The organism is Microbulbifer zhoushanensis, from assembly GCF_021729055.1.
Classification (GTDB): domain Bacteria; phylum Pseudomonadota; class Gammaproteobacteria; order Pseudomonadales; family Cellvibrionaceae; genus Microbulbifer; species Microbulbifer zhoushanensis.
This window is the reverse complement of sequence record NZ_JAJSAO010000001.1, coordinates 462,611-486,433: the sequence shown is the minus strand read 5'-3', so window position 1 is coordinate 486,433 and position 23,823 is coordinate 462,611. Positions and strand designations below refer to the sequence as shown.

At 60.7% G+C, this 23,823-nt stretch carries 23 protein-coding genes; 18 read left to right on the top strand and 5 right to left on the bottom strand.

What is annotated here, in order from left to right; all coding sequences use genetic code 11:
- The first annotated feature begins 1 nt into the window (after position 1).
- Both LVD10_RS02115 and LVD10_RS02110 read left to right on the top strand, forming a co-directional pair.
- A complete protein-coding gene (locus tag LVD10_RS02115) occupies positions 2-499 on the top strand; it encodes a DUF6586 family protein (protein WP_232942779.1) in 498 nt (165 codons plus the stop codon).
- Between the two features lie 162 nt (positions 500-661).
- Positions 662-916 carry a hypothetical protein gene (locus tag LVD10_RS02110; RefSeq protein ID WP_232942778.1) on the top strand — a complete coding sequence of 85 codons (255 nt, stop codon included), beginning with the start codon at positions 662-664 and terminating at the stop codon, positions 914-916.
- 341 nt (positions 917-1,257) lie between these two features.
- Here LVD10_RS02110 and lexA read toward each other — a convergent pair whose 3' ends face one another.
- Entirely contained in the window at positions 1,258-1,863 is a 606-nt protein-coding gene (gene lexA, locus LVD10_RS02105; protein ID WP_232942777.1) for a transcriptional repressor LexA, read from the bottom strand.
- Positions 1,864-2,038: 175 nt separating this feature from the next.
- Here lexA and LVD10_RS02100 point away from each other — a divergent pair, with 175 nt between their 5' ends.
- Entirely contained in the window at positions 2,039-2,680 is a 642-nt protein-coding gene (locus tag LVD10_RS02100) for an LOG family protein (RefSeq protein WP_232942776.1), read from the top strand.
- Between the two features lie 9 nt (positions 2,681-2,689).
- Here LVD10_RS02100 and LVD10_RS02095 read toward each other — a convergent pair whose 3' ends face one another.
- Positions 2,690-3,010 carry a DUF6763 family protein gene (locus LVD10_RS02095; RefSeq protein ID WP_237061632.1) on the bottom strand — a complete coding sequence of 107 codons (321 nt, stop codon included), beginning with the start codon at positions 3,008-3,010 and terminating at the stop codon, positions 2,690-2,692.
- 134 nt (positions 3,011-3,144) lie between these two features.
- Between LVD10_RS02095 and LVD10_RS02090 the strand changes: the two genes are divergently transcribed.
- The 4 genes from LVD10_RS02090 (at position 3,145) to LVD10_RS02075 (ending at position 6,651) form a co-directional block, all read left to right on the top strand.
- Positions 3,145-3,783, top strand: a complete 639-nt coding sequence (locus LVD10_RS02090; RefSeq protein WP_232942774.1) for a TetR/AcrR family transcriptional regulator — start codon at positions 3,145-3,147, stop codon at positions 3,781-3,783.
- Positions 3,784-3,845: 62 nt separating this feature from the next.
- On the top strand, positions 3,846-4,871 hold the full coding sequence (gene nagZ / locus LVD10_RS02085; protein ID WP_237061630.1) for a beta-N-acetylhexosaminidase: 1,026 nt from the start codon (positions 3,846-3,848) through the stop codon (positions 4,869-4,871).
- Between the two features lie 151 nt (positions 4,872-5,022).
- Positions 5,023-6,120 (top strand): mechanosensitive ion channel family protein, encoded by a 1,098-nt coding sequence (locus LVD10_RS02080; RefSeq protein ID WP_233006754.1) that lies wholly within the window; start codon positions 5,023-5,025, stop codon positions 6,118-6,120.
- A gap of 315 nt (positions 6,121-6,435) precedes the next feature.
- Positions 6,436-6,651 (top strand): cold-shock protein, encoded by a 216-nt coding sequence (locus LVD10_RS02075; protein WP_091512424.1) that lies wholly within the window; start codon positions 6,436-6,438, stop codon positions 6,649-6,651.
- 284 nt (positions 6,652-6,935) lie between these two features.
- On the opposite strand, the gene LVD10_RS02070 is transcribed toward LVD10_RS02075, so the two are convergent.
- The 3 genes from LVD10_RS02070 to mfd form a co-directional block, all read right to left on the bottom strand.
- A complete protein-coding gene (locus tag LVD10_RS02070; RefSeq protein ID WP_232942772.1) occupies positions 6,936-8,171 on the bottom strand; it encodes a DUF819 family protein in 1,236 nt (411 codons plus the stop codon).
- 59 nt (positions 8,172-8,230) lie between these two features.
- Positions 8,231-8,959, bottom strand: a complete 729-nt coding sequence (locus LVD10_RS02065; protein ID WP_237061628.1) for a peptidoglycan binding protein CsiV — start codon at positions 8,957-8,959, stop codon at positions 8,231-8,233.
- A gap of 63 nt (positions 8,960-9,022) precedes the next feature.
- Entirely contained in the window at positions 9,023-12,478 is a 3,456-nt protein-coding gene (gene mfd, locus LVD10_RS02060; RefSeq protein WP_232942770.1) for a transcription-repair coupling factor, read from the bottom strand.
- Positions 12,479-12,787: 309 nt separating this feature from the next.
- On the opposite strand from mfd, the gene LVD10_RS02055 reads away from it, so the two are divergent.
- The 11 genes from LVD10_RS02055 to LVD10_RS02005 all read left to right on the top strand — a co-directional run bounded on the left by LVD10_RS02055 (position 12,788) and on the right by LVD10_RS02005 (position 23,764).
- Entirely contained in the window at positions 12,788-14,248 is a 1,461-nt protein-coding gene (locus tag LVD10_RS02055; RefSeq protein WP_370636830.1) for a glyceraldehyde-3-phosphate dehydrogenase, read from the top strand.
- Positions 14,249-14,617: 369 nt separating this feature from the next.
- On the top strand, positions 14,618-15,958 hold the full coding sequence (locus tag LVD10_RS02050; protein WP_232942768.1) for a Na(+)-translocating NADH-quinone reductase subunit A: 1,341 nt from the start codon (positions 14,618-14,620) through the stop codon (positions 15,956-15,958).
- Between the two features lie 2 nt (positions 15,959-15,960).
- Positions 15,961-17,172 carry an NADH:ubiquinone reductase (Na(+)-transporting) subunit B gene (locus LVD10_RS02045; RefSeq protein ID WP_232942766.1) on the top strand — a complete coding sequence of 404 codons (1,212 nt, stop codon included), beginning with the start codon at positions 15,961-15,963 and terminating at the stop codon, positions 17,170-17,172.
- Positions 17,165-17,947 (top strand): Na(+)-translocating NADH-quinone reductase subunit C, encoded by a 783-nt coding sequence (locus LVD10_RS02040; RefSeq protein WP_232942764.1) that lies wholly within the window; start codon positions 17,165-17,167, stop codon positions 17,945-17,947. Before LVD10_RS02045 ends, LVD10_RS02040 begins: the two co-directional genes overlap by 8 nt.
- 2 nt (positions 17,948-17,949) lie before the next feature.
- Entirely contained in the window at positions 17,950-18,606 is a 657-nt protein-coding gene (locus LVD10_RS02035; RefSeq protein WP_232942762.1) for an NADH:ubiquinone reductase (Na(+)-transporting) subunit D, read from the top strand.
- 3 nt (positions 18,607-18,609) lie between these two features.
- Positions 18,610-19,218 (top strand): NADH:ubiquinone reductase (Na(+)-transporting) subunit E, encoded by a 609-nt coding sequence (gene nqrE, locus LVD10_RS02030; RefSeq protein WP_232942760.1) that lies wholly within the window; start codon positions 18,610-18,612, stop codon positions 19,216-19,218.
- A gap of 18 nt (positions 19,219-19,236) precedes the next feature.
- Positions 19,237-20,460 carry an NADH:ubiquinone reductase (Na(+)-transporting) subunit F gene (gene nqrF, locus LVD10_RS02025; RefSeq protein ID WP_232942758.1) on the top strand — a complete coding sequence of 408 codons (1,224 nt, stop codon included), beginning with the start codon at positions 19,237-19,239 and terminating at the stop codon, positions 20,458-20,460.
- Positions 20,461-20,543: 83 nt separating this feature from the next.
- Positions 20,544-21,548, top strand: a complete 1,005-nt coding sequence (locus LVD10_RS02020) for an FAD:protein FMN transferase (RefSeq protein ID WP_237061626.1) — start codon at positions 20,544-20,546, stop codon at positions 21,546-21,548.
- Positions 21,545-21,784: a (Na+)-NQR maturation NqrM gene (gene nqrM, locus LVD10_RS02015; protein ID WP_232942754.1), complete on the top strand. Its 240-nt coding sequence runs from the start codon at positions 21,545-21,547 to the stop codon at positions 21,782-21,784. The genes LVD10_RS02020 and nqrM overlap by 4 nt, the downstream gene beginning before the upstream one ends.
- Positions 21,785-21,905: 121 nt before the next feature.
- Entirely contained in the window at positions 21,906-23,303 is a 1,398-nt protein-coding gene (gene sthA, locus LVD10_RS02010; RefSeq protein ID WP_232942752.1) for a Si-specific NAD(P)(+) transhydrogenase, read from the top strand.
- Positions 23,300-23,764, top strand: coding sequence for a thioesterase family protein (locus tag LVD10_RS02005; protein WP_232942750.1), 465 nt, complete (start codon positions 23,300-23,302; stop codon positions 23,762-23,764). Before sthA ends, LVD10_RS02005 begins: the two co-directional genes overlap by 4 nt.
- Positions 23,765-23,823 lie beyond the last annotated feature (59 nt).

The following is a 23,823-nucleotide window of genomic DNA, read 5'->3' as shown; positions in this document are numbered from 1 at the left end:
TATGGCCAACCCCTACACCGGCAGCGTGGCCGCGGCATTGCGCAAAAGCCAGCTACTGCTTGAGTCCGCTCCCGCAGGGGGGCTGCACCAGGCTGCCGTGCAGGATGCCGTGGTGTTGCAACTGTGGCTGGCATACCGGGCGTTCCTGTGTGAGCTGGCGCACCAGCTGCAACTGGGCAGCCAGCCGGAGTCGCCGGGGCAGCTCGCCCGTGATGCTGCCTCCCGCGGTATGTCGTCTTCCGAGGCGGCCGAACTGGAGGCCCTGGCAGGGGACCCGGAGAGCTGGCTGGCGGGTATAGAAGCGGCCTGGCTGGGGTTATGGCAATTCTCCGGTAGCCGCGCCTCGCAAGGCAATGGAGCGGGCTCCCCGGCACAGGTAATTCCCCTTCGCGACCTTTCACGGCAATCTGCCGCCCCTGACCTGGATGCCCTGCGGAACTGGCGGGAGTCGATGGTGGAGCTAATCCGGCGCCAGCGAGCGCATATGGAAGAGTATTAGCGGCCAACCCGGGGGCCGCGATCCAGCAACTGCCTGCTGCGCTCCGGCTGCAGCAGCCCTGGCCGCCCCAGGCCCGCGGGCCAGTCCGGAGCCTCCCGTACACTGATTCTACCTCCTTCCCTGTGTTACACTGCGCAAAACTTGATGTTGCAGGAGAAGCGAATGTCCTCCGAAACTTTTGAAATTATCGAACTCGCCAACGGCGATGTCGCCCTGCGCCGTGCCGGGGAGAAGGAGGATCCGCTGGTGCGTATTCATTTTTCGGACGCCAGCTCTGAATTCTTGCGCGAGCACAAGATTGCAGTGGCCCGTGCCATGTTGGAAGCCGGCATCGACGCCGTGCAGAATATTGATGAGATTGCGGCCGAATACCTCGAGGAAGAGGAATTGGAGCCTGTTAACCACACAATCCACTGATCCCCTCGCCGGGGCCGGCCAGCGGTGCGGCAACACAGCCGATGCTGCTGCTGGTCGCCCATCCAATACCCTCCAGCCCCTCACTGGGCCCACCTGATACCCATCCCGAACCGGCTGTTGAACTGTGCCAGGCCGCCGCGCCGTCCTGCCCGGGCGCACGCCAGGGGCGCAGACGCGTGTGCGTGGCTGATGCTGGTGACAGTTACGGACGGCGGCAGGTACCCGCGGGACTATACGAAACCCGCGGAATAGTGCGAAGGCGTGGGTTGCTGAGAAGATAGGGGGTTACGCCCTGCCCAACTGGGAGGGCAGGGGTTTCGTCGTTACAGAGTGTGCCCGGGTCAGGGACTCTGCCGGATCACGCCCACGGCCAGGCCCTCAATGACAAAGTGCTTGTCGCGCATATCTACCTGAATTACATCGAATTCCTCGTTCTCCGGCAGCAGTTGCACGGTTGCCTGGTTGCCCTTGCGGCGGAAGCGCTTGACGGTTACCTCGTCCTCAATCCGGGCGACAACGATCTGCCCATTGCGTACCTGGTCAGTGCGCTGCACGGCCAGCAGGTCGCCGTCGAGAATTCCCGCATCCCGCATACTCATTCCGTGGACGCGCAGCAGGTAATCTGCCGGCGGGTGGAAGAAGTCTGTGGGCAGGTCACAGTAATCCTCGATATTTTCCTCGGCGAGTATCGGGTTACCCGCTGCTACACGACCGACGATCGGCAACCCCGGGTGATAATCGGGTATACGGATTCCGCGGGAGGCTCCCGCCACCATTTCGATGGCACCCTTGCGGGCCAGCGCCTTGAGGTGTTCTTCGGCGGCATTGGGGGATCGGAACCCCAGCTGCCGGGCAATTTCCGCGCGGGTAGGGGGATAGCCGGTTTCATCGAGGTAGGTCTTGATCAGCTCGAGTACCTGGGATTGGCGGGCCGTGAGATTGGTCATAGATTCACCTGGTCGTGTGTCTGTATTTTTATACAGTTGCTGTGATTATATACAGATTTACCCCCGGCGCAAATTCACAGCGCTGTCGTCACATACTGCTACATTGGAAGGAGAGACAGGGAAGAACCGACAAAATAACAAGCGTTGAGAAACGCGACAGAACAGGGAAAGTGGAATGTTAGATGCCAAGATGCCCGAGGCCTGGCGCGTCCTGCGTATCCAGTCCGAGCTGGTGGATGGAATAGAGCGCCTGATTGCGCTGACCGGTGCGGTGACCGTATTTGGCAGCGCGCGGTTTACCGAAGAAAGCCCGGAATATAAACAGGGAGTACGGCTCGGGGAGCTGTTGGCTGCGGAGGGAATCTCGGTAATCACCGGCGGCGGGCCGGGATTGATGGAAGCCTGCAACCGCGGGGCACACCCGCAGCCGGGGGCATCCATCGGCCTCAATATTGAATTGCCGTTCGAGCAGACGGCCAACCCATACCAGGATATCAGCCTCCACTTTCGCTACTTTTTTGTGCGCAAGTTCATGTTCGTAAAGCACGCCGTGGGGTTTGTCGGCTTGCCAGGCGGATACGGCACGCTGGACGAGCTCTTCGAGGCCCTGACCCTGGTGCAGACGCAGAAAGTCCTTCATTTCCCGATTGTTCTGGTAGGGCGCCGCTACTGGGCGGGCCTGCGCGACTGGCTGGTGGATACGGTACTGCAGAGCAAATGTATCGACGCATCCGACCTGGACCTCTTCCATGTTGTCGATACCGTCGATGAGGCGGCAGAAATAATTATCGACTACATCCGCGAGCGCGAGCAGTAGTCATTCGCTTCAGAGGGATTCATCGGTACCGCTGAAGCTCTCTCCCTCCAGGTAATCCAGCGGGTTTTGCTCTTCGGGTATGCCGGGATCGCTGGAGCTGGCGCTGTGCTCCCGTGCGGTCATGCCATAGGCGATATTGGCGTCTTCGGGTGGAGGAGCCGGAGCCAGCGGCAATACCTGCCATTGCTCCATGTCCAGCTCATCGAGGGTGCCGTCGAGGTACTGGATTTCGATTGTCCTGTGCAGGTCGTCGAGGGCGACCACCTCGAACAGTTGTCCGCTCTCCAGCATCTCGAACCAGTTGCCTATGTCAGGGTGGCTATGTGCCATGATCCTTGTCCCCTTGCGTTTGACTTCCAATCTAATGTCTGCCTGCCGCCTTCAGTACCCGCGATTTTTCGGATACAAGTGTGCTAATCTCAGCCAGATCAAAACAAGTGTTTAAATTGTTGGTTTGAATTTGTATGACCCAGACAGATACGGTCAGTCGGATTCTGGATGCCGCAGAGGTACTGTTTGCCGAACGTGGCTTCACGGAGACCTCACTGCGCACCATTACCAGTACCGCCGGGGTCAATCTCGCAGCGGTAAATTATCATTTCGGGTCAAAAAAAGAACTGATCCAGGCGGTGTTTGAGCGTTTTTTGACGCCCTTTACAGAGACCCTGGCCGCAGACCTGGACCGGCGGGTGGCTGCAGGCGAAAAGCTGGAAGTGGAGGAGCTGTTGGGTAGCCTCTTCCGCGGCGGTGTGGCGAGCCTGGCGGCGGAGGGGCGTGATCCCCAGCGGTTCATGCGCCTGCTGGGCATGGCCTATACCCAACACCAGGGCCACCTGCGTCGCTATATCGTGTCCCGCTATGGCGAGAGCTATCGTCGTTTCGCCGGCCTGCTGAGCCAGGCATTGCCGGGAATCGACCCGGTCACTTTCTACTGGCGGCTCTATTTTATGCTGGGGGCGACGATCTTTACCCTTTCGAGCTTTGATGCCATCGACGCTATCCTCAGGGAGGATTTCGACGCGCAAAGCAGCCTGCCGGAAACGCTCGACCGCCTCGTGCCCGCAGCTGCGGCCATGTTGCGGGCGGATACGGAGAAGTCATAAGCGAGACTTTAGCGCCGGCGGATGCAGGCTGTACCGCCAGTGTTAAGCAATGAGGGAATAAGATGGGTGAATTGATTGGTCCGGTAATGGTTGATGTCGAGGGCACCGAGCTCACGGCAGAGGACCGGGAAGTGCTTCGCCATCCGCTGGTGGGTGGGCTGATTTTCTTTGCCCGCAACTACAGCAGCCGCGCACAGTTGCGGGCGCTTGTCACCGAGATCCGTGACCTGCGCCCGGAGATCCTGCTGGCAGTTGACCAGGAGGGCGGGCGCGTGCAGCGTTTCCGTGACGACTTTACCCGCATCCCCTCCATGCAGTTGTTGGCCGCCAATGCGGATGCGGACCAGTTGCGTGATGCGGGCTGGTTGCTGGCGGCGGAATTGCGTGCCGAGGATGTTGATTTCAGCTTTGCCCCGGTGCTGGACGCCGATGACCAGCACTGCCGCATTGTCGGTGACCGCAGTTTTGCCGCAGACCCGGCACAGGTCGCCTCCCGGGTGCGTCCTTTCATGGAGGGGATGCACGAGGCCGGCATGGCGACTACCGGAAAGCACTTTCCCGGCCATGGCCATGTGCTGGAGGACAGCCACGAAGAGCTGCCTGAGGATGAGCGCACGCTGGAGGACGTAATGGCCTCCGATGCGCTGCCCTTTGTCGAGTGCATGGGGGCAGGGGAGCTGGATGCGGTCATGCCCGCACATATCCGTTTTGTTCGCGTCGACCGCAATCCGGTTGGCTTTTCCCGCCTGTGGCTGCAGCAGATACTGCGCGGTGAGCTGGGATTCAACGGTGTAATCTTCAGCGATGACCTGTCAATGGAAGGCGCGGGTGCCGCCGGCGGTTATGGAGCCAGGATCCGGGCGGCCATGGATGCTGGTTGCGATATGGGAGTGGTGTGCAATAACCGGCAGGGGGCGCTGGAATGCCTGGAGGCGCTACAGGGCTTTACACCACCCCCGGAGTCTGCCGCCAGGCTCCGGCGCATGCGCGGCCAGCCCGGGGCAATGGGCTGGGAGGCACTGCAGCAGGACGAGCGCTGGCAGCGTACGCGGAGCTGGCTGGAAGACCTGCTGGCCCGTGGGGGCTGAAGTACTGCCCCGACACTGGGGGCTAATTCTGTTTTCTTCGGGGATTGGTGCTGGAAATCCCCCCGCCACCCGCGTTATTTTCCGCAACCATTGAATCTGAATATCGCTATATCAGGAGTAACCGCTGGTGGAATCTGCACAGTCGATGGTAATGGCCTGGATCGGGGACAACCGGTTCTGGATCGTCGCAATCTTTACGATCATCCTGGTGACCGCGTTGGCGGCATGGCTGTTCGGGCGCTTTGCCGCACGGCTGGAGAAGCGCGCCGAGCGTACTGTCAACGCCTGGGATGATGCGCTGGTCAAGGCGCTGAACCCACCCGGCGCAGTCCTGATCTGGCTGTTTGGCCTCACGATCGCGGCGGGGCGCGCGGGCAAGGCCACCGGGGCAGAGATATTCTCCCTGGCTGGTACGGTACGGGAAATCGGGCTGATCCTGGTCATTACCTGGTTTGCATTGCGATTCGCCCGGACGGTCGAGCACAACCTGCGCGATCCCCGGTATATGGCCAAACCCATGGATGCGACTACGGTGCGGGCGCTGGGCAAGCTGGTGCGTGCATCCATTGTCATCACCTCGGCGATGGTGGTGATGCAGTTCCTGGGATATAGCATCAGCGGCGTGCTGGCATTTGGTGGTATTGGCGGCCTGGCGGTGGGCTTCGCGGCGAAGGACCTGCTGGCGAACTTTTTTGGCGGCCTGATGGTGTACCTGGATCGCCCGTTCAAGGTTGGGGACTGGGTGCGCTCACCGGACAAAGAGATCGAGGGCACGGTTGAAGATATCGGTTGGCGCCTTACGCGGATCCGCACTTTCGACAAGCGCCCGCTCTATATCCCCAACGCGGTTTTTAACCAGATTTCCGTGGAGAATCCCTCCCGGATGCTGAACCGGCGGATCTTTGAAACCATTGGTATCCGTTACCAGGATGCGCCTTTGATGGCGGCCATTGTGGCTGATGTAAAGGCGATGCTGCAGGAGCATCCGGAGATTGATACCAATCTGACGCTCATTGTGAACTTCAACAGTTTTGCGCCGTCCTCACTGGACTTTTTTATCTACACATTCACGAAAACCACTGACTGGATCCGCTATCACGAGATCAAGCAGGATGTTTTGCTAAAAACCCTGAACATTGTCGAACAGCATGGCGCATCCTGCGCTTTCCCGACTTCGACATTGCACGTGGCGGAGTTGCCGGCGGAGCTGCACGGGATTGGCGCACCCGAGGCGACTGGTACGGCCTAGGGCGAATCGCAGGGGAGCTTGCCTTGCCGACACGGCGCGCACACGGCCGGGGCAAGACAGGAAAAGCACAAATGTTCAGAAAAGGGGGCCTGGCCCCCTTTTTTTGTCCTTTTATTGCGCAGCTCACGAAATCTGTAGTAATTATTTCACGCTCAAACCTAGACACTGGCGTCGTTTTATCTAAGAATCAGGTAGTGTGTTCGTTGGTGAACCGGTGGACACATTGTGGTTCAGTGAGCCGAGGAACGGCCGCTGCAATGGAGAGTCGTTCGCTGCACCGGTGGTGGGCGCAATAACAATAATGAGGTTGTCTTAATGAGTGATCGCGTTACAGGTACTGTGAAGTGGTTTAATAACGCCCGGGGTTATGGCTTCATCACCTGTGGAGAGGGTACGGAAGATATCTTTGTTCACTACCGCAGTATTCGCGGCGAAGGGTACAAAACCCTGAACGAGGGCCAGTCGGTCGAGTTCGAAATGCAGAAGGGCGACAAGGGGCTGCTGGCGGAAGACGTCGTTCCGTGTGAGTGACCCCACCCGATTGTCGATCTCGCCAGTCTGAATTGATGTTTACCGGGCCGGAATGGCCCAGCCGCATTGACCAGGGCTGGCAGGTCGCTTTCTTCTAACCCGCCTCAAATAATTCCCGCTGCCTGTAATATGGTGTGAGCGCCTCATGTTCGCGCGCCTGTGGGATACGTCCTGCTTCCACTTCCCCCACGATATCGAGAACTATTCTTCTCTTGGCCCCCCCCCTATACCAGTGCTGTGGACAGCGCCGGGGCTCCATTCCCGGCAGCTGTCGGTCCGCAGCCTTATGCTGCCCCGATCACACGTAACAGCTGGCCGCAGAACCAGGCGGCATAAGTGCCCAGCGCGTAGCCCATTACTGCCAGCAGGACGCCCACCGGTGCCAGGGAGGGGTGGAAGGCGGCAGCGACGACGGGTGCTGATGCGGCGCCACCGACATTGGCCTGGCTGCCCACCGCCATAAAGAAGGTGGGGGCTTTGATCAGCTTGGCCACCAGTAACAGGAGCCCGGCGTGGACGGCCATCCAGATGGCGCCCAGCAGGAACAGTTCCGGGCTGTCGCGCAGCGCGGTAATGTCCATATGGGTACCAATGGTGGCCACCAGGAAATAGATAAAGACCGATCCCACCTTTGAGGCGCCCGCGCCCTCGAGTTTCTTGGCCGGGGAAAACGCCATGGCAACGCCCAGGGTAGTGGCGATGATGATCAGCCAGAAAAACTGGCTGGTGAAGCTGAACCGGGCCAGCTGTGGCGCGTTGGTCTCGAACCACGGCGCCAGGGTATCGGCAAAAGCATGGGCAATGGCGGTGACACCAAACCCGACCGCCGCAATCAGCATCAGGTCCGGCAGGCTGGGGATGCGCGAGTGCTTTTTCTGGATTGCCTCGACTTTCTCGCGCAATTCGGTGATCGCCGTGGTGTCGGCACCGCGACGGGCGTCCAGCTGTTTGGCATTACCGGCCATGATCAGCAGCGCGGCCATCCAGATATTTGCAATGATCACATCGACGGCCACCATCGCCGAGAACACCTGGTCGCCAACGGAGAAGATTTCCTTCATTGCGGTCTGGTTGGCACCGCCGCCGATCCAGCTGCCGGCCACCGTGGTCATGCCGCGCCAGACAGCTTCCGGGCCACTGACGCCCAGCATGCCGGGGTCGAGCTGCGCCATGACAAGCAGTGCCAGCGGTCCGCCAATCACGATCCCCAGTGTGCCGGTCAGGAACATGATCAGCGCCTTGGGACCCAGGCTCACAATGCCTTTCAGGTCAATACTGAGCGTCAGGAGCACCAGGCTCGCCGGCAGCAGGAAGCGGGAGGCCACGTAGTAAAGCTGCGATGCCTCGGCATCGATAATGCCGAATGTAGTCAGCAATGAGGGCAGGAAGTAGCACAGCAGCAGTGCGGGGACAAAGCGGTAAAAGCGTTTCCAGAAGCGGTGTTCGCTGCCAGCGGTATAAAAGACAAAGCCGAGAATTGCGGCCAGCATGCCGAGAATGATGGCGTCGTTGGTAATCATGGATTCCTGCTGGGGGTCTGTGGATTGTCGTTATTGGTCTTATTTCGCAGTGGTGCGGGCTATACGCCCGCATCCGCCGCTTCTTCGGTCTCATCCACCTTGCGTACCTGGATCAGTACGCCGAAGAGGGGGTGGTCAAGGTAGTGCAGCTCACCGCTGCGCATGCGTCGCTCCTGCTGCAGCGTTGCAACCCGGGCGGCATAGGCTGGTGATTCGGCTCGCAGCGGCGCGATGCCGGCACTGCCGGTGGCCAGGTCCAGGGGCTCGTCCTCCTGCTTTGTTGGTGTCGGCAGGAGTATCCCGCCGGTGGCTGTCTCCGGCCCCCCAAATTCACTCATCCAGAGATTCGTGCTCAGGTGCAGGTAGCGTGACACGCTTAACTTGACTGTGCCCTCCAGCTGGCTGTGGCTGCCATGGGTCTCGCCACCGCTGACCAGGATCGAGGGCGAGCGGCGCTTCTGCCAGAGTTGCTGCTGCCAGGCCTTGTGGAACAGTACCCGGTAACTGCTGGACCGCTGCAGGGCGGCGGCCTTGTTATCCAGCTGGGTAGCGACCTGTGTGAGTACGGGATTGCCCCCGTCATCGGTGCTGGAGAAATCGATCCAGCGGCTCGGGTAAGACAGTCGTGGCGCGGCCGGCCAGTCCTCGCGAGCGCCCTCCATGCCGGCGGTGCGACTGAAGACGATCATTTCAATCTCGAACGTATTGCCGGCATAGCTGGCGGCCTGGGTGCCTGCAGCGCAGGTAGCCAGCAGCAGGGCGGTGCACAGTTTGATGAATCGGGTCATGTTGATACCGCTTGCTTTGTTATGTTTGGGGCGCCGACGCACGGCGCCAAAGAGCACAGTCTATCATTGCGCCAGTTGCTCCAACACTCCTGCGACCTGATTCAGGCGCATGTCCGCACCCTCCTCGTCGAGGGCAAAACTGAGCTGGTTGGCACCCTGCAGCTGGTAGCGCCCGGGCTGGTTCTGCACCAGCTTGACCAGGGTGAGTGGATCCACGGCGGTTTCCTCGGAAAACTCGATGCGCCCACGCGCGGCCGAGGCCTCCAGTTTGCGGATGCCCATCTGCTCCGCCTTCAGCTTTATCTCGGTGGTCCGGAACAGGTGCTTGACCGGCTCCGGCAACAGCCCGAAACGGTCGATCATCTCTACCTGCAGCTCTTTCAGCTCCTGGGCATCCCGGGCGTTGGCGATACGCTTGTACATCATCAGGCGCCCGTGCACATCGGGAAGGTAATCCTCGGGGATCAGGGCCGGTACGCGCAGGTTGACGTCGATCGCCGGCGATTCCAGCGGCTCGTCGATATTCGGTGTGCGTCCCTCGCGGATGGCCTTTACCGCCTGGTCCAGCATTTCCATATAGAGGGTAAAGCCGACGCTCTGGATCTGGCCGCTCTGCTCCTCACCCAGCAGTTCACCGGCACCGCGGATTTCCAGGTCGTGGGTCGCCAGGGTAAAGCCGGCGCCCAGGTCCTGGGCCTCACTGATGGCCTCGAGGCGCTTCACCGCATCGGCGGTCATCGAGCGCTTGTGCGGGGTCAGCAGGTAAGCGTAGGCCTGGTGGTGGGAGCGGCCTACGCGGCCGCGCAGCTGGTGGAGCTGGGCGAGGCCGAACTTGTCGGCACGCTCGATCAGGATGGTATTGGCACTGGGTACGTCGATACCGGTCTCGATAATGGTGGTGCACACGAGCACATTGAAGCGCTTGTGGTAGAAGTCGCTCATTACCTGTTCCAGCTCGCGCTCACGCATCTGGCCATGGCCGATACCGATACGGGCCTCGGGAACCAGGGCCTCCAGCTCCCGGGTAATGCGCTCGATGCTCTTGACTTCGTTGTGCAGGAAATACACCTGGCCGCCGCGCAGGATTTCCCGCAGCACCGCCTCCTTGATCAGGGCCTCGTCCCGCTCCCGCACAAACGTTTTTACCGACAACCGGCGCGCCGGGGGCGTGGCGATCACCGACAGGTCGCGGATGCCGGCCATGGCCATATTCAGGGTCCGGGGAATCGGGGTGGCGGTGAGTGCCAGGATATCCACCTCGGCCCGCAGGCTCTTCAGGCGCTCTTTCTGGCGCACCCCGAAGCGGTGTTCCTCGTCAATGATCAGCAGGCCCAGGTTCTTGAAGTCCAGGTCGCTCTGCAGCAGCTTGTGGGTGCCCACGAGAATGTCGACCTTGCCGCTGGCGACACGGTCCTTGACCCCTTCAACCTCCTTGCCGCTGCGGAAGCGGGAGATCACCTCGATATTGACGGGCCAGTCGGCGAAACGGTCCTGGAAGGACTGGAAGTGCTGCTGGGCCAGCAGGGTAGTGGGTACCAGCATGGCAACCTGCTTGCCGGCATGGGCGGCAACAAATGCCGCGCGCATGGCCACTTCGGTCTTGCCGAAGCCCACATCGCCGCAGACCAGCCGGTCCATGGGCTTGGCTGACAGCATGTCGGCCACCACTGCCTCGATCGCCTGCTGCTGGTCCGGTGTTTCCTCAAACGGGAAGCCCGCCGCGAATTCCCGGTACGAGAGTCCGGGGTCGGCGAAGGCGTGGCCGACGCGGGCTTCGCGCCGTGCATAGATGTCGAGCAGCTCGGCCGCGGCATCACGGACCTTCTCGGCGGCCTTGCGCTTGGCTTTCTGCCACTGTTCGCTGCCGAGCTTGTGCTGTGGAGCCAGTGCCTCGTCTGCCCCGGAGTAGCGACTGATCAGGTGCAGGCTGGCCACGGGGACATAGAGCTTGGCCTCGTCGGCGTACTCGAGGGTCAGGAATTCTGCCGGCTGGCCGTCGATCTCCAGGTGCTGCAGGCCCCGGTAGCGACCGACGCCGTGGTCAATATGCACTACCGGTGCGCCGATGCGGAGCTCGGCCAGGTTGCGGACCGCGTTTTCCGCGTCATCCTTGGCTTTCTTGCGCCGGCGCTGCTGCAGTACCCGCTCGCCGAACAGCTGTGGCTCCGCGATCACGTTGAGGGCGGGCTCCCGCAGGCACAGTCCCTGGTCGATGGGGGCCACGGTAATGCCGTGGGTCTCGTCACTTTCCAGGAACTCGGACCAGGAATTGAACAGCACCGGTTTCAGGCGGATGCTGTCCAGCAGTTCCAGCAGGGATTCACGCCTGCCGCTGCTCTCGGCACAGAACAATACCCGGCCGCTGTATTCCATCAGGTAGGCTTCCAGCGCGGCCAGGGGATTTTCGGCCTTGCCGTCCACCGGCAGCCTGGGTGGGGTGACGGTGGGAAAGTTGTAATTGCCCTCCGCCTCCGGAACCTCATCGGAAGAGAAGATGGCCCGTTTCAGGTTTTTCAGGGCGCCATTGAACTCGTTGATTTCCAGCAGGATCTGCCGCGGCTCGAGGATTGGCCGGGTCAGGTCGCCGCGCCGGCTCTCGTAGCGGTTGCTGACTTCCCGCCAGAAGTTTTCCAGCGGCTCCTGGATCTCCCCCTGCAGGAAGGCCGCGCTGCCCTCGGGCAGGTAATCAAAGAGGCTGTCGCAGCGGTCGAAGAACAGTGGCAGGTAATACTCGATGCCGGCCGGGGCGATCCCCGCACTGATGTCCTGGTAGATGGAGACCTGGCTGGGATCGCTGTCGAACTGCTCATGCCAGTTCTGCAGGAAGCCGCTCAGGGCGGCCTTGTGCATGGGGAACTCGCGCGCCGGCAGCAGGTTAACGCTGTCCACTGTCTCAACGGTGCGCTGGGTCTCAGGGTCGAAGGTGCGCAGGCTCTCAATTTCGTCATCGAACAGGTCGATGCGGAAGGGCAGGGAGCTGCCCATGGGGAAGATATCCATCAGGGCGCCGCGTACCGCGAACTCGCCATGCTCATAGACAGTATCGACACAGTGGTACCCGGCCTGCTCGAGTACGCGGCGCTGGGTGTCCAGGTCGAACTGCTGTCCCTCCTTCAGGATCAGCGCATTGCCAGCCACATAGTCCCGCGGCGGCAGCCGGTGCAGCAGGGTGCTTACCGGGGCAATTACGATACCCGGCCCCATCTGCGGCAGCCGGTAAAGGGCGGCCAGGCGGTCAGAGATGATGTCCTGATGGGGTGAGAAAGTGTCGTACGGCAGGATCTCCCAGTCCGGGAAATGGATGATCTCCGTCGGCAAACCCCTGTTAAAAAATTTCAGCTGGGCTTCCAGGCGCTGGGCTTCCAGGCTGTCACGGGCCACCAGCAGGGTCGGCGCGTGGCTTTGCCGGGCGGTATTCAGGATCGCCAGTGCGGCGGCCGCGCCATGCAGTCCACCCCAGAACTGGCGGTCAGTTCCGGATCGGAAGGGGGGCGGGGAGAGGGGCTGCAAATCTGTCATCTTTCCTTATATATCCACGCTTTCAGGCGGGCCTCGGCCCGGGCGGCGGTTATTGTAACTGCGAACAGATCGCGGTGCAGGCCGGTCCTGTCCGTGGGCGCCATTCGGGTCGTTAAAGGTGGGGTGTGAAGCGATTCCGGGACCGGGGATCCGGTGGGGATGAACTGGTAGTTTTACTACAATTTTTTGGTGTTTTTTTGCCCGGTTGCGCGCCCCGGGGCATATCCTGATAATGCGCAGCCACGCGGCCTGGGAGCCTTTTTCCGGCCGCGATTTGCCTGCCTACACAACTGATTGCAGAGGTGTCTGATAGTGACTCAGAAGCGACCCAAGCCCGCGGATTTTTTCAAGGACTGGAAAGAGCGCGAAGCGCTGGCTGAATCCATGATCCCGATGATCGGCAAGCTCAACCGTGAGCGTAATGCCGGCATCTACATGTACGGCCGCAACCTGGTAAACCGCTCCGTGTTGAGCATCATGAAGGCACACCGCTTCGTGCGGCAGGTCGAGGGTAACGAACTCTCCGAGTGGGAGACCTACCCGGTGCTGGAAGCGATTACCAAGCTGGACCTGGGGCCGGTGCATATCGACCTGGGAACGCTGACCAACAAATATATGCGTGACGACCGCGGCATGTCCGTGGATGAGTTTGTGCGCGCAGAGCTGGCCGGCGCAGAGGGTGCCGGCAAGCCGATTCCCGAGCCGCGCGATGTAGTTATTTACGGCTTCGGCCGCATCGGTCGCCTGGTGGCGCGCCTGCTGATCGAGAAGGCCGGCAGTGGTGATGTGCTGCGCCTGCGCGCAATCGTGCTGCGCAAGGGCAAGGCGGACAACGACCTGGTGAAGCGCGCCTCGCTGCTGCGTCGCGACTCTGTCCACGGGGCTTTCAAGGGCACCATCCGTGTTGATGAGGAGACCAGCTCCCTGATCTGCAACGGTAATGAGATCAAGGTGATCTACGCCAACTCCCCGCAGGAGGTCGATTACACTGCCCACGGTATCCACGATGCGATCGTGGTGGATTCCACCGGCGTATGGCGTGATGAGGAAGGCCTGAGCCAGCACCTGCAGAGCCCCGGTGCCTCCAAGGTGATCCTGACTGCCCCGGGCAAGGGCGACATCAAGAACATCGTTTACGGTATCAACAACGGTGATATCACCGACGATGACAAGATCATCTCCGCCGCATCCTGCACCACCAATGCGATCGTGCCGGTGCTGAAAGCAATGATGGACGGCTTTGGTGTCGAGCATGGCCACGTGGAAACGGTCCATGCCTATACCAATGACCAGAACCTGATCGACAACTACCACAAGGGTGAACGTCGTGGCCGTGCCGCAGCGCTCAATATGGTGCTGACCGAGACCGGTGCCGCCAAGGCGGTGGCCAAGGCTCTGCCGGACCTGAAGGGCAAGCTGACCGGTAATGCCATCCGGGTCCCGACCCCGAATGTGTCCATGGCGATCCTGAACCTGCGCCTGGGCAAGAAAACCACCAAGGAAGAGCTGAACGAGTACGTCCGGGAGGTGGCCTTGCACTCACCGCTGCGCCAGCAGATCGACTACACAAACAGCCCGGAAGTGGTCTCCTGTGACTTTGTGGGTTCCCGCCGTGCCTGTGTGTTCGACTCCAATGCCACCATTGTCGAGGACGACAATGCAGTGCTGTACTGCTGGTACGACAACGAGTTTGGCTACAGCTGCCAGGTGGTCCGCTGCCTGGAGGACATGGCCGGCGTCCGCTACAAGCTGTTCCCGAAGCGCGACTGACCGACCTGTCCCTGCGGTCACAGCAGTGGCCGCCGGCCCCGCCGGCCTCATGCCGGCGGGGGCCGAGCCCCGGACCTCCGCGGCTCCCCACCTCAAATCCTTGTTTTTCCAGCAAAAATTTCCTTCTGATCGGCCATTTCGGCCACTTCTGCTCTGGTAAAGCAACGGTCCCATCTTTATAATGCGCGCGATTTTAGTGGGGCCACCGTGCGCCGAGATTAGCTCCTCCCGCCCGTCCATCGGGTGACTGCGGTTTAAGTCCTCGCAAAGCGTGAATTCCTGGATACAGCCCCCGGGCCGGGCCAGATGTCACCGGTCTGACAGCTGTATTCGCACAGTTTCTTAAACTAGTAACTTAGGCATAGGCGTATGAGAAAGATCCGTCGGGGATTGGATTTACCCATATCCGGCGCGCCCGAGCAGGCCATCCATGATGGACCTGCGCTCAAGACCGTCGCTGTGCTCGGCCCCGATTACCACGGGATGAAGCCGACCATGGCGGTGGCAGAGGGGGATAGCGTCAAACTGGGGCAGCTGCTGTTTACCGACAAGAAGACCGAGGGTGTGCGCTACACCGCACCCGCGGCCGGTAAGGTAGTCGCCATTAATCGCGGCGCCCGCCGCGTGCTGCAGTCTGTGGTGATCGAGATTGACGGCGACGAGGCGGAGCAGTTCGCTTCCTACAGCGCCGAGCAGCTCAAAACCCTGACCGCGGAGCAGGTTCGTGAGAACCTGGTGCAGTCCGGTCTCTGGACCGCCTTGCGCACGCGCCCGTACAGCAAGGTCCCGGCCCTGGATGCCGAGCCCTCAGCCGTCTTCATCAATGCCATGGACACCAACCCGCTGGCGGGTGACCCGGCGCTGGTGATTGCCGAGCAGCGCGATGCCTTCTCCCGCGGGGTCGAGATCCTGGCCAAGCTGGCGCCGAAGACTTTTGTCTGCACGGCCCCGGACGCCGATATCCCGGTGCCGGAAGGTGCCGGTATCAGCCGTGAAGCCTTCGCCGGCCCGCACCCGGCCGGCCTGTCCGGTACCCATGTCCACTTCCTGCAGCCGGTCAAGCCGGGTCGCAGTGTTGTGACCATTGGCTACCAGGACGTCATTGCCGTGGGCAAGCTGTTCGAGACCGGACGCCTGTTCACCGACCGCGTGGTGGCCCTGGGTGGCCCGCAGGTGGAAAAAGCCCGCCTGCTGCGTACCCGCCTGGGCGCGAACCTCGAGGAGCTGACCGCAGGTTCCCTGAAGGAAGGCGATAACCGCATCATCTCCGGTTCCGTCTTCGGTGGTCGCAAGGCCAGTGGCCCACTGGGTTACCTGGGCCGCTACGCCAACCAGGTAAGCGTGCTGGAAGAGGGCCATGAGCGTCCGTTCCTGCATTACCTGCGCGCAGGTAACAAGCGCTTCTCCGCGCTGCCGATCTACCTCTCGCGCCTGTTCAAGAACCGCAAGTTCAACTTCACCACCAGCACCAATGGCTCGGAACGTGCCATGGTGCCGATCGGTGCCTACGAGCGGATCATGCCGCTGGACATCCTGCCCACACAGCTGCTGCGTGCACTGATCGTGGGGGATACCGCCACTGCCCAGCAGCTGGGCGCGCTGGAGCTGGACGAAGAAGATCTGGCCCTGTGTACCTTCATTTGCCCGGGCAAGTATGAATACGGCCCCATTTTGCGGGACAACCTGACCCGTATTGAGAAGGAGGGTTAAGGATGCTGCGCAAATTCCTCGATTCCATTGAGCCGCACTTCCACAAGGGCGGTAAATACGAAAAGTTCTACGCGCTTTACGAGGCGATCGACACTGGCCTGTTCCAGCCCGCCGAACGCACCAAGACCACCGCGCATGTGCGCGACGGTATTGACCTGAAGCGCATCATGATCAGTGTGTGGGCCTGCGCGATGCTGGCCGCATTCTGGGGTATGTGGAATATCGGTTATCAGTCCAACCTGATTATTGCCGATATGGGCACTACCGAGTTCGATGGCTGGCGCCACGCGATTATCGGTGCGCTGACCAGCTACAACCCGGCCAGCACCTGGGACAACTTTGTCTACGGTGCCATGTTCTTCCTGCCAATTTATCTCGTCACCTTCGTGGTCGGTGGTATCTGGGAAGTACTGTTCGCCGCAGTGCGCGGTCACGAGGTGAACGAAGGCTTCTTCGTGACCTCCATCCTGTTCGCACTGAGCTGCCCGCCGGACCTGCCGCTGTGGCTGGTAGGTATGGGTATCAGCTTCGGCGTGGTGATCGGTAAGGAAGTGTTCGGTGGTACCGGCAAGAACTTCCTCAACCCGGCGCTGACCGGCCGTGCGTTCCTGTACTTTGCCTACCCGGCCTCCATGTCCGGTGACATGGTGTGGACCGCCGTCGACGGTTACTCCGGCGCTACCGCGCTGTCTGTGCTGGCCAACGAGGGTGTCCAGAACGGTGTGGTGGCCGCTGCCGCCGGTCCGCTGACCTGGTGGGATGCGTTCTTCGGCAACATGCACGGCTCCATTGGTGAGACCTCCACCTTTGTGATCCTGATTGCCGGTGCCATCCTGATGACCATGAAGATCGCCAGCTGGCGCATCGTTGCCGGTACCATGCTGGGCATGATGGCCACCGCCACGCTGTTCAACTTCATCGGCTCCGACACCAACCCGTTCTTCAATGTGCCGTGGTACTGGCACCTGGTAGTCGGTGGTTTCGCGTTTGGCCTGATCTTCATGACCACCGACCCGGTATCGGCGGCGATGACCAACATGAGCCGCTGGTACTACGGTATCCTGATCGGCGTCATGACCGTGCTGATCCGTGTCGTGAACCCCGCCTTCCCGGAAGGCATCATGCTGGCGATCCTGTTCGCCAACCTGTTCGCCCCGCTGTTTGACCACTTCGTGGTGCAGTCCCATATCAAACGGAGGTTGGCACGTGGCTAATAAAGAAACTGTCAAGGGAACCCTGATCGTAGCCCTGGTGCTGTGTATCGTGTGTTCCGTCGTGGTCTCCACCGCGGCCGTTATGCTGAAACCCATGCAGCAGGCCAATGCGGCGCTGGACCTGAAGCGCAATGTACTGCTGGCCGGTGGCCTGATCGATCCCGACCAGGCCGGTAAGGCGGCGGTGGAAGAGGCATTTGCCAACGTCACCAAGAAGTTCGTCGACCTGCGCACCGGCAAGTTCACCGACGAGCAACCGGCTGGTGGCAGCGGTCGTGCAGCGGCCAAGGTCCCGGATGCCAGCGAAAAGCTGACCCCGGAGCAGGATGTTGCCAAGATCATCCGTCGCGAGAACATCAAGGAAGTATTCCTGGTGGAAGAGGGCGGTGAGCTGAAGAAGATCATCCTGCCGGTCCGCGGTTACGGCCTGTGGGGTCAGCTGTATGGCTTCCTGGCCCTGCAGAGTGACCTCAACACCGTTGCCGGCCTGGGTTTCTATGAGCATAAAGAAACTCCCGGACTGGGCGGTGAAGTCGACAACCCCAACTGGAAGGCGATCTGGGAAGGCAAGGAAGTGTACGACCAGGATGGTGATGTTGCCCTGAGCGTTATCAAGGGTAGCGTCGACAGCAACACCCCGAACGCTGAATACAAGGTCGATGGCCTGTCCGGCGCGACCCTGACCAGTAAGGGTGTCGACAACCTGATCGAATTCTGGCTCGGCAGTGAGGGCTATGGTCCCTTCCTGAAAAACCTGAAAGCAGGGGAGGCGTAAGCATGAAAGTCAAAGACACTCTGCTGGAACCTATTTTTAACAATAACCCCATTGCGCTGCAGATCCTGGGTATCTGTTCCGCACTGGCGGTAACCAGCTCACTGAAAGTGACACTGGTAATGTGTGTGGCCCTGACCGTGGTGGTCTGTTGCTCCAACGTACTGGTGTCCCTGATTCGTACCCGGATCCCGAGCAGTATCCGCATCATCGTGCAGATGACCGTGATTGCCTCGCTTGTAATCCTGGTGGACCAGGTGATCAAGGCCCTGGCTTACGACATCTCCAAGCAGCTGTCCGTATTTGTCGGCCTGATCATCACCAACTGTATCGTGATGGGTCGTGCGGAAGCCTTCGCCATGAAGAACGGCCCGGTGGCCAGCTTCTTCGACGGCCTGGGTAACGGCCTTGGCTACAGCGTGATCCTGATTGGCCTGGCGGTCATCCGCGAACTGTTTGGTGCCGGCAAGCTGCTGGGCGTCGAGATCCTGCAGACCGTCAATAACGGTGGCTGGTATGTGCCCAACGGCATGCTGCTGCTGCCGCCGAGCGCCTTCTTCCTGATCGGCCTGTTTATCTGGGCGATCCGTACCTGGAAGCCTGCGCAGGTGGAAGAGGACGAGTTCAAGATTGCGCACAACACCAAAGCGCAGGAGGCCTGATAAGTGGAACATTATATTTCTCTGGTAGTTCGGGCCGTGTTCGTCGAGAACATGGCTCTGGCCTTCTTCCTGGGTATGTGTACCTTCCTGGCAGTGTCCAAGAAGATCGAGGCGGCTGTGGGCCTGGGTATCGCGGTTATCGTGGTGCTGACCCTGACCGTTCCGGTCAATAACCTGATCTACATCTATCTCCTGAAAGACGGGGCTCTGGCGTGGGCGGGTTACCCGGACGTTGACCTGAGCTTCCTTGGCCTGCTGTCCTATATCGGCGTGATTGCCGCCCTGGTGCAGATCCTCGAGATGTTCCTGGATAAGTACGTACCAGCGCTCTACAACGCCCTGGGTGTATTCCTGCCGCTGATTACCGTGAACTGCGCCATTCTGGGTGCGTCCCTGTTCATGGTGGAGCGCGAATACAACTTCGGCGAGAGTGTGGCCTACGGCTTCGGTGCCGGCCTCGGCTGGGCACTGGCGATCACCGCACTGGCGGGTATCCGCGAAAAACTCAAGTACAGTGATGTACCGGATGGCCTGAAGGGTCTGGGTATCACCTTTATCACCGTTGGTCTGATGTCACTCGGCTTCATGTCCTTCGGTGGTATCGATATCTAATCGGGGGAGCGCAATACGATGAATCTGGAAATTATTCTCGGCGTTGCGATGTTTACCGTCATCGTGCTGGCACTGGTGGCGGTAATCCTCGTTGCCCGTTCCCGCCTGGTAAACACCGGCGACGTCAACATCCTGGTAAACGGTGAGAAGACCCTCACCGTACCGGCCGGCGGTAAGCTGCTGCAGACGCTGGCGGCCAACAACCTGTTCCTGGCCTCCGCCTGTGGTGGTGGTGGCAGCTGCGCGCAGTGTGTGTGTAAGGTCACTGCCGGTGGTGGCGATATGCTGCCTACCGAAGCGGCCCATTTCACCCCGCGCGAGGCGAAGGAAGGCAAGCGCCTGTCCTGCCAGGTTGCAGTAAAGCAGGATATGGAAATCGAGGTGCCGGAAGAGGTGTTCGGTGTGAAGCAGTGGGAATGCACTGTGGAATCCAACCCCAACGTGGCCACCTTCATTAAAGAGCTGACCCTGAAGCTGCCTGAAGGCGAGAACGTCGACTTCCGTGCCGGTGGTTACGTACAGCTGGAGGCCCCGCCCCACCACGTGAAATTCTCCGATTTCGATATCGATGAAGAGTACCGTGGCGACTGGGAGAACTTCGGCTTCTTCAAGCTGGAGTCCAAGGTGGACGAGCCGGTGGTACGCGCCTACTCCATGGCCAACTACCCGGAAGAGAAGGGCGTGGTGAAGTTCAACATCCGTATCGCCACCCCGCCGCCGCGCACCGAAGGTGTGCCGCCGGGCCAGATGTCCTCTTACGTCTTCAACCTGAAGCCGGGCGACACCATCCGCGTTTACGGGCCCTTCGGTGAGTTCTTCGCCAAGGACACCGATAACGAGATGGTATTTATCGGCGGTGGTGCCGGCATGGCCCCGATGCGTTCCCATATCTTTGACCAGCTGAAGCGCCTGAACTCCACGCGCAAGATCAGCTTCTGGTATGGCGCACGCTCCCTGCGTGAGATGTTCTACGAGGACGACTACAACGGCCTGCAGGACGAGTTCGATAACTTCCAGTGGCACGTGGCCCTGTCCGATCCGCAGCCGGAAGACAACTGGAGTGGCTACACCGGGTTTATCCATAACGTGGTTTATGAAAACTACCTGAAGGATCACCCGGCACCGGAAGACTGCGAGTACTACATGTGCGGGCCGCCCATGATGAACGCTGCTGTTATCAACATGCTGAAGGATCTCGGCGTTGAGGATGACAACATCATGCTGGATGACTTTGGCGGCTGATCGGAGTGATTGATTTGCCCAGAGCAGTTAAGCACCCGATAACAACAAAAACAGGGCCCGCATTCCGGGCCCTGTTTTTGCTTGTGTGTACGGTTTTCGCAGTGCTGGTACTGGCGGCGTGTGTCCCCGGGGAGCAGAGCTGGAAACTGACGGGACCCACCATGGGTACCCGCTATCACATCACCGTGGTGGATGCGCCCGACGGCGTTGATCGCGAATCGGTGCAGGCACTGGTGGACAGTGAGCTCGAAGCTGTCAACCAGGAGATGTCCACCTATATCCCCGACTCGGAGTTGATGCGCTTCAATGGCGGGCCGGTTGGGCAGCCGGTACCGGTCAGTGCACCGCTGGCAAAGGTGGTGGAGCTGTCGCTGGATATCTACCGGCGCAGTGACGGCGCGTTCGATATCACAGTGGGGCCATTGGTGAACCTGTGGGGCTTCGGCCCGACAGCCGAGCCCGAGCAGGTGCCCGCGCAGGCGGAGATCGACAGGCTGCTCGCCGAGATCGGGTCGGACGCACTGGCGCTCCAGCGCAATCCGGACCGGTTGACGCGCAAGCGGGATGTGCAGCTCGACCTCTCGGCCATCGCCAAGGGCCATGGTGTCGACCGGGTTGCGCTGTTACTGGAAGGGCAGGGCATCACCAATTACCTGGTGGAAATTGGTGGTGAATTGCGAACCAGTGGCCGGAATCCGGATGGCAGGGAATGGCGTATCGGCATCGAGAGTCCCACTGCCGCAGGGCAGGTGGTGCACAAGCCGGTGCGGGTAAGTAACCGTGCAGTGGCTACAAGCGGCGACTACCGCAATTACTACGAGCGCGATGGTGTCAGGTACTCGCACAGTATCGACCCGCGCACGGGCCGCCCGCTGTCCCATCGACTGGCCTCGGTAACGGTGATTGCCGATAACTGTGCCGAGGCGGATGGCCTCGCCACCGCCCTGAATGTGATGGGTGCGGAAGCGGGGTTACAATTGGCAGAGCGGGAGGGCTTGGCCGTTTTCATGCTGGTAAAAACCGGGAACGGTTTCCAAGAGCGTTACAGCAGCGCATTTGCTCCCTACCTGGAGGAGTCTGAATCATGACTGTTTATATTTTTGCCTTCGTTGCCATGGTATTGGTAATTGCGGGGATGGCGGTCGGCGCCATCGTCCAGAACAAGCCGTTGAAGGGCTCCTGCGGTGGCCTGAACACCCTGGGCCTGAAGGAGAACTGCGATATCTGCGGTGGCGACGATGATGAGTGCCGCAAGGAGCAGGAGCGGCAGGAGCAGCTGGCGCAACAGGCTGACCTGGCCTACGACGCCACCCGCAAGCACTGAGAATAACTGTTAACCAGTCCGCAGGAGCGCCCCGTGGCAGCGATACCCTGCGGCCTGTTCGGTTTTGCGGCCCCGGGCCGCTTCTACGCTAAACAAAACCAAAACTATTAAGAGCTGGTAGATGGCAGAACAGAAATTTGACCTGGTAGTGATCGGATCCGGCCCCGCCGGCGAGGCGGCGGCCATGAGCGCAGCCAAGAAAGGCATGCGCGCAGCGGTGATCGAGAAGCGCCCGGCGGTGGGTGGTAACTGCACCCATAAGGGCACCATTCCGTCCAAGGCCCTGCGCCACTCGGTCAAGCAGCTTATGCGTTACAACACCCAGCCGGTGTTCCGTGCGCTGGGCGAGCCGTGCCGGCTGTCATTTCCGCAGGTAATGGAATCGGTGCACAAGGTCATCAATTACCAGGTGGAGATGCACACCAGTTTCTATGCCCGCAACCGGGTTGAGCTGATTCTCGGTGAAGCCCGTTTCCGCGATGCCAATACCGTTGAGGTACAACTGCAGGATGGCGCCGTAGAGGTACTCAAGGCCGACAAGTTTGTGATCGCCACCGGCTCGCGCCCGTACCGTCCCGCCGATGTGAATTTTGACCACCCGCGGGTTTACGACAGCGACACCATCCTGGAAATGCAGCACACCCCGCATTCCATGATGATCTACGGCGCCGGTGTGATTGGTTGCGAGTATGCCTCCATCTTCGCCGCACTGGGGATCAAGGTCGACCTGATCAATACCCGTGGCAGCCTGCTGGAATTCCTCGATGATGAGATTTCCGACGCACTGAGCTACCACCTGCGGGATATGGGCGTGACCGTCCGCCACCAGGAGGAGTACGCCAAGGTGGTGCCCACCGATAACGGCGTCATCATGGAGATGCAGTCCGGCAAGCGTATCCACGCGGACGCACTGCTGTGGTGTAACGGCCGCTCCGGTAATACGGGATCACTGGGCCTGGACAATGTCGGCCTGGAAGCCAACCACCGCGGCCAGCTGACGGTCGATGAGCACTACTGCACCGCCGTGGACAGCATTTACGCGGTGGGCGATGTGATCGGCTGGCCGAGCCTGGCCAGTGCCTCCTACGACCAGGGCAGGGCGGTAGCCGCAGCTATCGCCGGTCGCGGGCACCGGGTGATCGAGGATGCCCCTACCGGGATCTACACCCTGCCGGAGATTTCATCCGTGGGCCAGACCGAGTCTGAGCTGACTGCCGCCCGGGTGCCCTACGAAGTGGGGCGGGCACTGTTCAAGCACACCGCGCGTGCGCAGATTTCCGGTGAACGGGTGGGCATGCTGAAGATCCTGTTCCATATCGAGACCCATGAGATCCTGGGCATCCACTGTTTCGGTGCCGAGGCCGCGGAGATCGTGCATATTGGCCAGGCGATCATGAAGCAACCGTCGCCCAATAACGTGATCGACTTCTTCGTCAACACCACCTTCAATTACCCGACCATGGCAGAGGCCTATCGCAGCGCCGCCCTGGACGGGCTCAACCGGGTAATGCGCCTGTGACGGAACCGTCGCCCAGCGAGTTCCGCGAGCTGGTGAGGGGATTCTTTGAGCAGATTCCCTTCAACCAGCAGATCGGGCTGCAGATGCAGGAGCTCGACCTGGAGAACCAGCGGCTTTCGGCATCCTTCGAGCTACGCCCGGAGCTGATCGGCAATATCTGGAAGAAGATCCTGCACGGTGGCGTGATCGCCACTGCCCTGGATACCGTGGGTGGGCTGACGGCTATGGTGGCCGCCTACCAGCGTATGGGGGATATTGACTGGAAGGAGAAAACCGAGCGGCTGTCAAAGCTCGGTACCGTGGATATGCGGGTCGATTACCTGAAGCCGGGCAGGGGGGAGCGGTTCGTATGCCACGGTTCCATCCTGAGGGCTGGAAACAAGCTGGTGGTAACCCGGATGGAACTGCTCAACGATGCCGGGGAGCTGATTGCCACGGGAACCGCGACCTTTCTCTACTGACGGGCCCTGCCAGAGCGGCCCGGTTGGCGCCAGGCCATATTTCCTGGCGCAGGCGGGCC